Source organism: Pseudomonas rustica (assembly GCF_018336155.1).
Taxonomy (GTDB): Bacteria; Pseudomonadota; Gammaproteobacteria; order Pseudomonadales; family Pseudomonadaceae; genus Aquipseudomonas; species Aquipseudomonas rustica.
On the sequence record NZ_JAGYHF010000006.1, the window covers coordinates 163,818 to 177,148 of the forward strand.

Annotated in this window: 10 protein-coding genes; 6 read left to right on the plus strand and 4 right to left on the minus strand. The window is 59.4% G+C overall.

The features are described from left to right. Window positions 1–125 precede the first annotated feature (125 nt). From gbdR to KFS80_RS13275, 3 genes are all read right to left on the minus strand, one after another. Window positions 126–1,229: a choline metabolism transcriptional regulator GbdR gene (gene gbdR / locus KFS80_RS13265; RefSeq protein ID WP_007949927.1), complete on the minus strand. Its 1,104-nt coding sequence runs from the start codon at window positions 1,227–1,229 to the stop codon at window positions 126–128. 514 nt (window positions 1,230–1,743) lie between these two features. Beyond that, entirely contained in the window at window positions 1,744–3,120 is a 1,377-nt protein-coding gene (locus KFS80_RS13270) for an L-serine ammonia-lyase (protein ID WP_212545043.1), read from the minus strand. Window positions 3,121–3,185: 65 nt separating this feature from the next. Continuing rightward, entirely contained in the window at window positions 3,186–3,365 is a 180-nt protein-coding gene (locus KFS80_RS13275) for a hypothetical protein (protein ID WP_053124581.1), read from the minus strand. Window positions 3,366–3,556: 191 nt separating this feature from the next. On the opposite strand from KFS80_RS13275, the gene KFS80_RS13280 reads away from it, so the two are divergent. The 3 genes from KFS80_RS13280 to choV all read left to right on the plus strand — a co-directional run bounded on the left by KFS80_RS13280 (window position 3,557) and on the right by choV (window position 6,591). Next, entirely contained in the window at window positions 3,557–4,504 is a 948-nt protein-coding gene (locus KFS80_RS13280) for a choline ABC transporter substrate-binding protein (protein ID WP_212545044.1), read from the plus strand. A gap of 66 nt (window positions 4,505–4,570) precedes the next feature. Next, on the plus strand, window positions 4,571–5,416 hold the full coding sequence (choW, locus tag KFS80_RS13285) for a choline ABC transporter permease subunit (RefSeq protein ID WP_008085763.1): 846 nt from the start codon (window positions 4,571–4,573) through the stop codon (window positions 5,414–5,416). Beyond that, window positions 5,413–6,591 (plus strand): choline ABC transporter ATP-binding protein, encoded by a 1,179-nt coding sequence (gene choV, locus KFS80_RS13290; protein WP_053124583.1) that lies wholly within the window; start codon window positions 5,413–5,415, stop codon window positions 6,589–6,591. Before choW ends, choV begins: the two co-directional genes overlap by 4 nt. A 190-nt stretch (window positions 6,592–6,781) precedes the next feature. On the opposite strand, the gene betT is transcribed toward choV, so the two are convergent. Then, complete coding sequence (gene betT / locus KFS80_RS13295) at window positions 6,782–8,779, minus strand: choline BCCT transporter BetT (RefSeq protein WP_053124585.1); 1,998 nt, start codon at window positions 8,777–8,779, stop codon at window positions 6,782–6,784. Between the two features lie 323 nt (window positions 8,780–9,102). Between betT and betI the strand changes: the two genes are divergently transcribed. From betI to betA, 3 genes are all read left to right on the plus strand, one after another. Continuing rightward, window positions 9,103–9,696, plus strand: a complete 594-nt coding sequence (gene betI / locus KFS80_RS13300) for a transcriptional regulator BetI (protein WP_212545045.1) — start codon at window positions 9,103–9,105, stop codon at window positions 9,694–9,696. 88 nt (window positions 9,697–9,784) lie between these two features. After that, window positions 9,785–11,257: a betaine-aldehyde dehydrogenase gene (gene betB, locus KFS80_RS13305; RefSeq protein ID WP_159814756.1), complete on the plus strand. Its 1,473-nt coding sequence runs from the start codon at window positions 9,785–9,787 to the stop codon at window positions 11,255–11,257. A 181-nt stretch (window positions 11,258–11,438) separates the two neighbouring features. Beyond that, window positions 11,439–13,142, plus strand: a complete 1,704-nt coding sequence (gene betA, locus KFS80_RS13310; protein WP_212545046.1) for a choline dehydrogenase — start codon at window positions 11,439–11,441, stop codon at window positions 13,140–13,142. Window positions 13,143–13,331 lie beyond the last annotated feature (189 nt).

Here is a 13,331-nt window from a genome sequence, read left to right on the forward strand (position 1 = left end):
ATTGGAATGCATGATCGTTCCCACGCTCTGCGTGGGAATGCCTCAACGGACGCTCCGCGTTCGGCCCTTTGGGACGCAGAGCGTCCCGGTCTGCGTTCGCACGCAGAGCGTGGGAACGATCCTTATCAGAGCCTTACGCTGGCAAACGTCGATTCATTGCGCGCCTGACTCAACGCCGACATCGGCCCCGACAGCGGCGACATCACAATCGCTTGAGGCAGCGGCAGCATCGCCACTTGTTGGGTGGTGTTGGAACCTACGCGCTCGTCACGCGGCGGAATGCCGAAGTATTCGCGATAGCACTTGGAGAAGTGCGGCGTCGATACAAACCCACACACCGACGCCACTTCGATGATCGACATCGGCGTTTGCTTGAGCAGTTGCCGCGCGCGGATCAGGCGCAGCTTCAAGTAGTAACGCGACGGCGAACAGTGCAGGTATTTCTGGAACAGCCGCTCCAGCTGTCGACGCGACACGGCGACGTACACCGCCAGTTCATCCAGATCGATTGGCTCTTCCAGATTGGCTTCCATCAGCGCAACGATTTCCTGCAACTTCGGCTGATTGGTGCCGAGCATGTGCTTGAGCGGCACGCGCTGGTGATCCTGCTCGTTGCGGATGCGTTCGTAGACGAACATTTCCGAGATCGCGGCGGACAGTTCACGGCCGTGATCGCGGCTGATCAGGTGCAGCATCATGTCCAGCGGCGCGGTGCCGCCGGAGCTGGTGAAACGGTTGCGATCGAGGGTGAACAAACGGGTGCTCATGGCCACGCGCGGGAACGCTTCCTGCATCGCCGCCAGGCATTCCCAGTGCACGCTGCAATCGAAACCGTCGAGCAACCCGGCGCAGGCCAGTGCCCAACTGCCGGTGCACACGGCGCCGAGGCGCTTGGACTGACGCGCCTGGCTTTGCAGCCACGAGACGTGTTCACGGGTAACGGTGCGTTGAATGCCGATGCCGCCGCAGACGATCACGGTGTCCAGTGGCGGGGCTTTGTGCATGGAGGCGTCGGGAGTGATTTGCAGACCGTCACTGGCCCACACCTGGCCGCCATCGACGGTGAGGGTGCTCCAGCGATACAGCTCGCGACCGGACAATTGGTTGGCCATGCGCAGGGGTTCTACTGCGGAGGCCAGAGAAATCAGCGTGAAATTGTCCAGCAGCAGAAAGCCGATGGATTGAGGCGCACGGTTCTGGGGTTGGGCCCCGGAGTTGAACGACGTCATCGCGGTATCTCCTCACACAAAGCGGGTGATGGCCTCAGGCGGAGGCTCTTGTTATGGCCATCGTTCTCGCGTGGGAGACGGGCTTTGTTATGACAGAGCAATTGCCATGCCTAAAGTTGGATGGCCGTTCAATAACTCCTGAAAACGACCTGCTGAAGTGTCTATACAAGCCGTGCGACGGAAGATGTTTCGAAGTGCCATCAGGGCGGGTGATAGCCCTGCGCAAAGGATCGTGAGCAAATCGGTAGCACTTGTGGGAACAGGGCTGAGCGCATTTGTATCGGAGTGTCACCACAGGCACGGGTGACGGGCGGTAGGGGTGGTCGTTGGGCGGTGTGGCTGAGAAAGACGCTTATCTGATTGCGACGCGCTAAAAGGTGGCGTGTTTGATTGGGTGTGTTCACTTGCTGAGCAGTTTTGACTGGTCAGGCCCCTTCGCGAGCAAGCTCACTCCTACAAGGGAACTCATTCCAATTGTAGGAGTGAGCCTGCTCGCGATAGAGGCGACTCGGTCTCAGCACTCAACCGCACTAACCGCCAACCCACCCCGCGAGGTCTCTTTATATTTGTCATGCATGTCGGCCCCGGTATCGCGCATGGTGCGGATCACCCGATCCAGCGAGATAAAGTGCTGACCATCCCCGCGCAACGCCATTTGCGCCGCATTGATCGCCTTCACCGCCGCAATCGCATTGCGCTCGATGCACGGCACTTGCACCAGTCCGCCGACCGGATCGCAGGTCAGCCCAAGGTTGTGTTCCAGGCCAATCTCCGCCGCGTTGCACAACTGCTCCGGCGTAGCACCGAGAATCTCCGCCAGCCCCGCCGCCGCCATTGCGCACGCCGAACCCACTTCGCCCTGACAGCCGACTTCGGCACCCGAGATCGAAGCATTCTTCTTGCACAGAATCCCCACCGCCGCCGCACTCAGGAAGTAGTCGACCACGTTGGCATCCGTCACCGCCTCGCTGAACTTCATAAAGTAGTGCAGCACCGCCGGAATGATCCCCGCCGCGCCATTGGTCGGCGCCGTCACCATGCGCCCGCCCGCCGCGTTCTCTTCATTCACCGCCAGCGCAAACAGGTTGACCCACTCCATCGCGCTCAACGTTGAGCCGATTACATTAGGCTTACCCAACTCCTGCAGACTGCGATGCAACTTCGCCGCACGCCGCCGCACATTCAAACCGCCGGGCAGGATGCCTTCGTGTTTCAGTCCCTGCTCGACGCAATCCTGCATCGCCCGCCATAGCTTCATCAGGCCGGCGCGAATCTCTTCTTCACTGCGCCAGACCTTTTCGTTAGCCATCATCAATTCAGCGACGCGCAGGTTGTTCTTCTTGCACAGATCCAGCAGTTCCACCGCGCTGGAAAAGTCATAAGGCAATTCAGTGCGATCCAGATCGACGACACCGCTGGACGCCTGCGCTTCATCCACGACAAAACCGCCGCCAACCGAATAGTAGGTGTCGCGATGCAATTCACCGTGATCGCCTTCAGCAACAATGGTCATCGCATTGGGATGGAACGGCAGGTTTTCATCGATCAGGCGCATGTCCCGCGCCCAGACAAACGGCACCGATAAACGACCGTCCAATAAAAGCGTGTGAGTTTCACGCAGTGCCTGAATGCGCGGGCCAATCTGCGCCGGGTCGATTGAGTCCGGCCACTCACCCATCAACCCCATGATCACCGCGTTGTCGCTGCCGTGACCGATACCGGTCGCCGACAGCGAACCGAACAGTTGCACCTCGATCCGCCGCACCTGTTCCAGCTGATGCTTGCCCCGCAGCGACTCGACAAACAACGCCGCCGCGCGCATCGGCCCGACAGTGTGGGAACTGGACGGGCCGATGCCGATTTTGAACAGGTCGAAAACGCTGATAGCCATTGCTGCAGAGCTCCTGAGGATGCCGGTCCGGGACGCAAAAGCGCCCGCTGGCGGAGCTGCTACGCTCAAGCTGCGATCCGCCAGAATGCCCGCATCATCAGGCTTTTGTCGGGACGCACGACGTCTGGCACCGACGCACTCATGTCCACCAGCGCCGCGCCGTTTTCGCCCCGGTTTTCGCCATTTTTGTGCGGTTCAGATGGCTGATCGGGGCAGAAAAAAGCTGTAAACGACGTCACCGACACTAGATACGACCATCCCTGTACTGGATACGACCCCCCCTGTAGGCGTCAGATTTTCACTGGTACATGATCGTTATGACTCGATTGCAAGGCGCCGTGGTAGAGCTGTCTCCAGAACGCCATCCAACCGCAACCTATAAGTGCGGTGGTCCACAGTCGGAACACTGCCAAAAAAAACACCAAGGAGTCCATCCATGAAAGGTTCCCCGTCGTTGTTATTGGCCGCCATGCTGAGTCTGCCGTTACTGGCGCAAGCTGCAGAACCGGCGCAGTGCAGTACCGTGAATTTCTCCGATGTCGGCTGGACTGACATCACCGCGACCACCGCGACCACCTCCGTTGTTCTCAACGCCCTCGGCTACAAAACCAAGACCACCATGATTTCCGTGCCCGTGACCTACAAGTCGCTGGCCGACGGCAAGAACATGGACGTGTTCCTCGGTAACTGGATGCCGACCATGGAGAACGACATCAAGGCCTACCGCGACGCCGGTACCGTGGAAACCGTGCGCACCAACCTCAAGGGCGCCAAGTACACCCTCGCCGTGCCGCAAGCCCTGTATGACAAAGGTCTGCACGACTTCGCCGACATCGCCAAATTCAAGAAAGAACTCGACGGCAAGATCTACGGCATCGAGCCTGGCAACGACGGCAACCGTCTGATCCAGAGCATGATCGAGAAGGACGCTTTCGGCCTGAAAACCGCCGGTTTCAAAGTCGTTGAATCGTCGGAAGCGGGCATGCTCTCGCAGGTTGATCGCGCGCAAAAACGCGACACCGCCGTGGTCTTCCTCGGCTGGGCGCCGCACCCGATGAACAAACGCTTCAAGATTCAATACCTGACTGGTGGCGATGATTTCTTCGGCCCCGATTTCGGTGCGGCAACCGTGGCGACCAACACCCGCAAGGGTTACGCCGAGGAATGCAGCAACGTCGGTCAGTTGCTGAAAAACCTGGAGTTCAACGTCGACATGGAAAGCGAACTGATGGGCAACATCCTCGACGACAAGATGAAGCCTGACGCGGCCGCCAAGGCCTGGCTGAAAAAGAATCCACAGGTGCTCGATACCTGGCTCGCTGGCGTGACCACCATTGACGGTAAACCTGGCCTGGAGGCCGTGAAAGCCAAGCTGAATCAGTAATCGCTTATGCCGGGGGAGCTTGCTCCCTCGGGCTGTTTATTTCCTCGCATGCGGACGTTCACTACCATGCTGATTGATCAGAAAATACCTTTAGGCCAGTACATCGCGGGCTTCGTTGAATGGTTGACGCAACACGGCGCCAACACCTTCGACGCAATCGCCGTGACACTGGAAACGATGATCCACGGCGTGACGTTTGCGCTCACCTGGTTCAACCCTTTTGTCTTGATCGGCCTCATCGCCCTGCTCGCGCATTTCATCCAGCGCAAATGGGGATTGACCGTTTTCGTCATCGCTTCCTTTCTGCTGATCCTCAATCTGGGGTACTGGCAGGAAACCATGGAAACCCTCGCCCAGGTGCTGTTCGCGACCCTGGTCTGCGTGGTCATCGGCGTGCCGTTGGGCATCGTCGCCGCGCACAAACCGATGTTCTACACGTTAATGCGTCCGGTACTCGATCTGATGCAGACCGTACCGACCTTCGTTTACCTCATTCCTACCCTGACCCTCTTCGGGCTGGGTGTGGTGCCGGGCCTGATCTCCACGGTGGTGTTCGCCATCGCTGCGCCGATCCGCCTGACCTACCTGGGCATCCGCGATGTCCCGCAAGAACTGATGGACGCCGGCAAGGCCTTCGGCTGCTCGCGTCGCCAATTGCTCTCACGGATCGAACTGCCTCACGCCATGCCGAGCATCGCTGCCGGCATCACCCAGTGCATCATGCTGTCGCTGTCGATGGTGGTGATCGCCGCACTGGTAGGCGCCGACGGACTCGGCAAACCGGTGGTCAACGCACTGAACACTGCTGATATCGCCCTGGGCTTCGAAGCAGGCCTGGCGATCGTACTGCTGGCGATCATGCTCGACCGTATCTGCAAACAACCCGACGCCAAAGTAGGGGGTGACGCATGAGCATAATTCGCTTCGAAGACGTAGACGTAATCTTCTCCAAGGATCCACGCGAGGCGCTCAAGCTGCTCGATCAGGGCATGACCCGTAACGAGATCCTGAAGAAAACCGGGCAAATCGTCGGCGTGGAAAAAGCCACGCTGGACGTCAACAAGGGCGAAATCTGCGTGCTGATGGGCCTGTCCGGTTCGGGCAAGTCGAGCCTGCTGCGCTGCATCAACGGCCTCAACACCGTGAGCCGTGGCAAGCTGTTCGTCGAGCATGAAGGCAAGCAGATCGACATCGCTTCCTGCACCCCGGCCGAGCTGAAAATGATGCGCACCCAACGCATCGCCATGGTCTTCCAGAAGTTCGCGCTGATGCCGTGGCTGACGGTGCGCGAAAACATCAGTTTCGGTCTGGAAATGCAGGGCCGTCCGGAGAAAGAACGGCGCAAACTGGTCGACGACAAACTCGAACTGGTCGGCCTGACGCAATGGCGCAACAAGAAACCTGACGAACTCTCTGGTGGTATGCAGCAACGTGTTGGTCTGGCGCGGGCACTGGCGATGGACGCCGATATTTTGCTGATGGACGAACCGTTCTCGGCACTCGACCCGTTGATCCGTCAGGGTCTGCAAGATGAGTTGTTGGAGCTGCAACGCAAGCTGAGCAAGACCATTGTGTTCGTGAGTCACGACCTTGATGAAGCACTGAAACTCGGCAGCCGCATCGCGATCATGAAAGACGGCCGGATCATTCAGTACAGCGTGCCGGAAGAGATCGTGCTCAACCCGGCGGACGACTATGTGCGCACGTTTGTCGCGCACACCAATCCGCTCAACGTGCTCTGCGGCCGCAGCCTGATGCGCACGCTGGACAACTGCAAACGCATCAATGGTTCGGTGTGCCTGGATCCGGGCGGCGATTCGTGGCTGGATCTGGCTGAGGGCAACACCATCAAGGGTGCGCGGCAGAACGGTTCGGTGCTGAATTTGCAGAACTGGGCGCCGGGGCAAGCGGTGGAAGGGCTGGAGCGTAAGCCGACGCTGGTGGATTCGAACATCGGCATGCGCGATGCGTTGCAGATTCGTTATCAGACCGGCAACAAACTGGTGCTGCACGATAACAATCATGTGGTGGGGATCCTGGGCGACAGCGAGTTGTATCACGCGTTGCTGGGCAAGAACCTGGGCTAAGAACCCCGGAGACAAAAACGCCGCGAGAGGATCGCGGCGTGATCGTTCCCACGCTCTGCGTGGGAATGCAGCCCGGGACGCTCCGCGTCCCACAACAGCGGACGCGGAGCGTCCATTGATGCATTCCCACGCGGAGCGTGGGAACGATCATGCAAAAGGGGCTCAATCGAGCCCCTTTTGTTTTAGCGGTTTAGCTATACACCCGGCCAAGGAGCTGCCGATGGCTTTCAAACTGATCGAGCACATCCCGCGTGATCTGATCCTGCGTGAAGCCCATCAGGTCGTAATCCTGGCTGCCGTTGTGCAAATACACTTCAGCACGGTAGTAACGCTGGCGCGCTTCATCGGACTGCGCCGATTCAGTCGGCGTCGCCAGATAACCGTCCAGGCTGACTTCGTAAACGAAGGGGTTGCCCTCTTCCATCTCGACGCGCACGCCCATGCAACGCTTGGATTTACCCAGCAGCGTCTGCACTGTCAGACCCTGCGCACGCATCTGCGCGGTGGCATCTTCCAGCGCCGGGCTGACTTGTTTGTCCATGAAACGCTGCACCACCGATTGGCTCGGCTGCAGATCAAGTTGCGTCAGACGCTCGCTGAAACCGCGACGACCACGCTCCGCCAGTTGCGCTTGCTCCTGTTCGATCTGCACGTCCTGGCGCATCGCCTTGTGCAGGCCGAACATGAAGAACACCAGCACCACCGAGAACGGCAGACCGGCCAGCACGACCATGGTTTGCATGGCTTCGAAGTTACCGGCGAACAGCAGGCCGATGGTCACCAGGGTGATCACGGCCGACCAGAAAATCCGCAGCCAGTGCGGCGCATCTTCATCAACGTTGCCGCCCTTGCAGGACAGGTTCGCCATCATCACCGCGCCAGAGTCGGCCGGGGTCAGGAACAGCACGAAGCCAACAAAGATCGACACACCGATGACGATTTTCGACGCCGGGTAATGCTCAAGCATTTGGTAGATCGCCATCGATGGCTGTTCCAGCGCCGTCTTGCCGAGCTCCACCGCCCCTTGGTTGATCACCAGATCCAGCGCCGAGTTACCGAAGATCGACAGCCAGGCCAAAGTGAAGCCCAGCGGAATCAGCAGTACGCCAGCCACCAGTTCACGCACGGTGCGACCACGGGAAATACGCGCGATGAACATGCCGACGAATGGCGCCCAGGAAATCCACCAGGCCCAGTAGAACAGTGTCCACAGGCCCATCCAGCGTTCGGTTTTCTCGGCGCTGCCTTCGTACACATACAGGTCGAAGGTTTTCAGCACGATGCCGTTGAGGTAATCGCCGATGTTCTGCACGAAGCCGTTGAGCAGGTGCAAGGTCGGGCCGAACAACAGCACGAAAATCAGCAGACCGCTGAACAGCACGATGTTCAGGTTGGACAGACGACGAATGCCGTTTTCCACGCCGGACACCGCAGCGATGGTCGCCACGGTGCTCATCACGATGATCACGATCAGCAGGTTGGTGTTGCTGTGCTCCATGCCGAACAGGTTTTCCAGGCCCGACGACACTTGCAGCGAACCAATCCCCAGGTTCGTCACCAGACCCAGCAGCGTTACGAACATGCCGAAGCCGTCCACCGCGTGACCGGCCGCGCCTTTGACCCAACGCTCGCCGACCAGCGGATACAGCGCCGAACGCAACGCCAGCGGCTGGTTATGACGGTAAGCAAAGTACGCCACGGCCAGACCGACCAGTGCATAAATCGCCCAGCCGTGCAGGCCCCAATGCAGGAACGTCAGTTGCACCGCCTGACGCGCGGCCATGTTGGTGGCCGAGGCGCCTTCTGGCGGATTGAAATAGTGATCCAGCGGCTCGGACGCGCCGAAGTACAGCAGCGAAATACCGATACCCGACGAGAACAGCATCCCCGCCCAGGCGCCGTAACTGAAATCCGGGGTGTCGTCCTTGCTGCCCAGTTTGAGTTTGCCGTACGAGGAAAACGCCAGACCGACGACAAAGACCAGATAGGCGGCGATCACCACCATGTAGTACCAGCCGAAGCTGCGCGACAACCAGGCCTGAGCGATACCCAACAGTCTGCCGGCCTCTTGCGGGGCGATAATCAGAATGGCGGTCAACAACAGAATCAGCGCGGTAGAGGTGTAAAACACCCAACCGTTGACCGTCACCTTCTCGGGCGGGGTCTTTATTAGCGAGGCAGAACTCATGGCACAAATGCTCCAGGCAGTGCGAGAGAAGAACACAAGGCAACACGGCACCCGGCTAATCGGTTAGTTGGCAGCCGACCGACGGGTGATATAAAGACACCCCGAAAAAAGCCCGAACCCTGAGAGCGCCGTGGCGTATAGGGTTCGAGCGGTTTTGGATGTCAGTTTTTGCGCCATTCACATGTGGGAAAAATCTGTAAACAGCGACGATTTGTCGCAGATCTTATTCTTTGTTGATTGAACGTTCAATCAAAACAAAATAGACTGGCCCTCAATCCGATGAGCGTTGATCGCCCCTCGGAAGGCCTAAGGAGATGTGCAAGATGCCCAAGGTCGGTATGCAACCCATCCGCCGCCAACAACTGATCGAAGCCACTTTGCAGGCGGTCGATCAGGTCGGAATGGGGGACGCCAGCATTGCGCTGATCGCCCGTTTGGCCGGTGTCTCGAATGGCATCATCAGTCATTACTTTCAGGACAAGAACGGCCTGATTGCCGCCACGATGCGGTATCTGATGAGCGACCTCAGCGAGAACGTCACCCTGCGCCGCCAAGCGCTGGCAGATGACAGCCCACGGGCGCATCTGCAGGTGATCATCGAAGGCAACTTCGACGCCAGCCAGGTCAATGGCCCGGCAATGAAAACCTGGCTGGCCTTTTGGGCCACCAGCATGCACCAGCCGTCTTTGCACAGGTTGCAGCGGATCAACGATCACCGTCTGTATTCCAACCTGTGCTGCGAGTTCCGCCGTGTGTTGCCGCTTGAAGATGCGCGCACCGCAGCGCGTGGCCTGGCAGCGTTGATTGACGGTTTGTGGTTGCGCGGCGCGCTGTCGGGAGATGCTTTCGACACGGCGCAGGCGCAACAGATCGCTTACGAATACATGGATTTCCAATTGGCCAAGAAGGTGAGCTAGAGCACACAGAAAACGCTCGGCCCCTCACTGCCACCGCAGCCTCACCGCGGTGGTCAACGCCAACCACTAATGCACTTGCGAGGACACTATGGCCCGTTTCGAACTGCAAAAACTTTACATCGATGGCGCGTACTCGGACGCCGGCAGCGATGCCACCTTCGAAGCCATCAACCCGGCTAACGGTGAAGTCCTCGCACAGGTGCAACGTGCGACCAAGGAAGACGTCGAGCGCGCTGTAGTCGCCGCTGAAAAGGGCCAGAAAATCTGGGCCGCGATGACTGCCATGGAGCGTTCGCGCATCCTGCGTCGTGCCGTCGACATCCTGCGCGAGCGCAACGATGAACTGGCCGCGCTGGAAACCCTGGACACCGGTAAATCCTTCTCCGAAACCAAGTACGTCGACATCGTTACCGGCGCTGACGTGCTGGAATACTACGCAGGCCTGGTGCCGGCGATCGAAGGCGAGCAGATTCCACTGCGCGACACTTCTTTCGTCTACACCCGTCGCGAGCCGCTGGGCGTTGTCGCCGGTATCGGCGCGTGGAACTACCCGATCCAGATCGCGCTGTGGAAATCCGCGCCAGCCCTGGCCGCCGGTAACGCGATGATCTTCAAGCCAAGCGAAGTCACCTCGCTGACCACGCTGAAGCTGGCCGAGATCTTCACCGAAGCCGGTCTGCCAAACGGCGTGTTCAACGTCCTGACCGGCAGCGGCCGTGAAGTCGGTACCTGGCTGACCGAGCACCCGCGCATCGAAAAAATCTCCTTCACCGGCGGCACCGACACTGGCAAGAAGGTAATGGCCAGCGCTTCGGCTTCGTCGCTGAAAGACGTGACCATGGAACTGGGCGGCAAGTCCCCGCTGATCATCTGCGACGACGCCGATCTCGATCGCGCTGCCGACACCGCGATGATGGCCAACTTCTACAGCTCCGGTCAGGTCTGCACCAACGGCACTCGCGTGTTCGTTCCGGCGCACCTGAAAGCCGCTTTCGAAGCCAAGATCGTTGAACGCGTTGCACGCATCCGCATCGGCAACCCGGAAGACGAAAACACCAACTTCGGCCCGCTAGTCAGCTTCGCGCACATGGAAAGCGTGCTGGGCTACATCGCCAAGGGTAAAGAGCAAGGCGCCCGCGTACTGTGCGGCGGCGAGCGTCTGACCGACGGCGAATTCGCCAAAGGCGCATTCGTCGCACCGACCGTGTTCACCGATTGCACCGACGACATGACCATCGTTCGTGAAGAAATCTTTGGCCCGGTCATGGCGATCCTCTCCTACGAAACCGAAGAAGAAGTGATCCGCCGCGCCAACGACACCGACTTCGGCCTGGCCGCCGGTATCGTCACCAAAGACCTGAACCGTGCCCACCGCGTGATTCATCAACTGGAAGCCGGTATCTGCTGGATCAACGCCTGGGGCGAGTCCGACGCAAAAATGCCGGTCGGCGGCTACAAGCAGTCGGGTGTTGGCCGTGAAAACGGCATCAGCTCGCTGAACAACTTCACCCGCATCAAATCGGTACAGGTCGAGCTGGGCGATTACGTTTCGGTGTTCTAAAACCCGAGATCTGTATTGCCCGCGAGGGCCTCTTCGCGAGCAAGCCCGCTCCCACAAGGAGCCCGTGGCGGACACATATCCTGTGTACACCAGAGTTCAAATGTGGGAGCGGGCTTGCTCGCGAATCGAGTGCGAAGCACTCGTCAGGCCGACATGACCACATCTAAAGAGGGTGCATTCAATGTCCCAAGAATTCGATTACATCATCATCGGTGCCGGCTCGGCCGGTAACACCCTGGCGACCCGTCTGACTGAAGACGCCGGCGTCACCGTTCTGCTGCTCGAAGCAGGCGGCCCTGATTACCGTCTCGACTTCCGCACGCAAATGCCGGCTGCTCTGGCGTTCCCGCTGCAAGGTCGTCGCTACAACTGGGCTTACGAAACCGACCCCGAGCCACACATGGACGGTCGCCGGATGGAATGCGGTCGCGGCAAAGGCCTCGGCGGTTCCTCGCTGATCAACGGCATGTGCTACATCCGTGGTAACGCAATGGACTACGACGGCTGGGCGAAACTGCCGGGCCTGGAAAACTGGTCGTACCTCGACTGCCTGCCGTACTTCCGCAAAGCCGAAACCCGCGACATCGGCCCGAACGATTACCACGGTGGCGAAGGCCCGGTCAGCGTGACCACGCCGAAGGCTGGCAACAACCCGTTGTTCCACGCCATGGTTGAAGCGGGCGTACAAGCCGGTTACCCGCGCACCGAAGACTTGAACGGTTACCAGCAGGAAGGCTTCGGCCCGATGGACCGCACCGTGACGCCGAACGGCCGTCGTGCTTCCACCGCCCGTGGCTACCTCGACACCGCGAAAAAGCGTTCGACCCTGACCATCGTCACCCACGCCCTGACCGACAAGATTCTGTTCGAAGGCAAGCGTGCGGTTGGCGTGCGTTATCTGGTCGGTTCGGCTGAAGAGCGCGTTGAAGTCAAAGCGCGCAAAGAAGTGCTGCTGTGCTCCGGCGCCATCGCTTCGCCGCAGATTCTGCAGCGTTCCGGTGTCGGCCCGGCCGAACTGCTGAAGTCGCTCGACATCCCGGTGGTTCACGACCTGCCAGGCGTCGGTGAAAACCTGCAGGATCACCTTGAGCTGTACCTGCAATACGCCTGCACCCAACCGGTTTCGCTGTACCCGTCGCTGCTCTGGTACAACCAGCCAGCCATCGGTGCCGAATGGTTGTTCAACGGCACCGGCATCGGCGCCAGCAACCAGTTCGAAGCCGGCGGTTTCATCCGTTCGCGTCCGGAATTCGAATGGCCGAACATTCAGTACCACTTCCTGCCGGTGGCGATTAATTACAACGGCAGCAACGGTGTGAAAGAGCACGGTTTCCAGGCGCACATGGGTTCCATGCGCTCGCCAAGCCGTGGTCGCATCCAGGCCAAGTCGAAAGACCCGCGCCAGCACCCGAGCATCCTGTTCAACTACATGGCCACCGAGCAAGACTGGCAGGAATTCCGCGACGGCATCCGCCTGACCCGTGAAATCATGCAGCAGCCTGCGCTGGACGCTTTCCGTGGCCGCGAAATCAGCCCGGGCATCGAAGTGCAAACCGATGAGCAACTCGACAAGTTCATTCGCGAGCACGCCGAAACCGCGTTCCACCCGTCCTGCTCGTGCAAGATGGGCACCGACGAGATGGCTGTGGTTGATGGCGAAGGTCGCGTGCACGGCATGCAGAGCCTGCGTGTGGTCGATGCTTCGATCATGCCGATCATCACCACCGGCAACCTCAACGCGCCGACGATCATGATCGCCGAGAAAATCGCCGACAAGATCCGTGGCCGCCAGTCGCTGCCACGCAGCACCGCACCGTACTACGTCGCGGGCGATGCACCGGTGAAGGGCAAGCCGATGCGTGATATCACCCCGGCTGCGCACTGACAGCCCGCTACTCACGCAATCGAAAGCCGCCGTTTCTTTTTATAGAATCGGCGGCTTTTTTATTCGCTTTGCACAACTCACTCTGGGCAATTAGCCATCCGCAGAACAAACAAGTCTTGTAATAATTGCCAACAACTGCTTTCAAATAAAAACATTAGTATGCGCGCCAGCAAAAACCATAACCCAAGG

Bases quoted from the DNA above. Each gene is read 5' to 3' on its own strand.
- KFS80_RS13270 (WP_212545043.1), bottom strand. From the start codon at position 3,120: ATGGCTATCAGCGTTTTCGACCTGTTCAAAATCGGCATCGGCCCGTCC.
- betT (WP_053124585.1), bottom strand. From the start codon at position 8,779: ATGAGTTCTGCCTCGCTAATAAAGACCCCGCCCGAGAAGGTGACGGTC.
- betA (WP_212545046.1), top strand. From the start codon at position 11,439: ATGTCCCAAGAATTCGATTACATCATCATCGGTGCCGGCTCGGCCGGT.
- betI (WP_212545045.1), top strand. From the start codon at position 9,103: ATGCCCAAGGTCGGTATGCAACCCATCCGCCGCCAACAACTGATCGAA.
- choW (WP_008085763.1), top strand. From the start codon at position 4,571: ATGCTGATTGATCAGAAAATACCTTTAGGCCAGTACATCGCGGGCTTC.
- KFS80_RS13280 (WP_212545044.1), top strand. From the start codon at position 3,557: ATGAAAGGTTCCCCGTCGTTGTTATTGGCCGCCATGCTGAGTCTGCCG.
- gbdR (WP_007949927.1), bottom strand. From the start codon at position 1,229: ATGACGTCGTTCAACTCCGGGGCCCAACCCCAGAACCGTGCGCCTCAA.
- choV (WP_053124583.1), top strand. From the start codon at position 5,413: ATGAGCATAATTCGCTTCGAAGACGTAGACGTAATCTTCTCCAAGGAT.
- betB (WP_159814756.1), top strand. From the start codon at position 9,785: ATGGCCCGTTTCGAACTGCAAAAACTTTACATCGATGGCGCGTACTCG.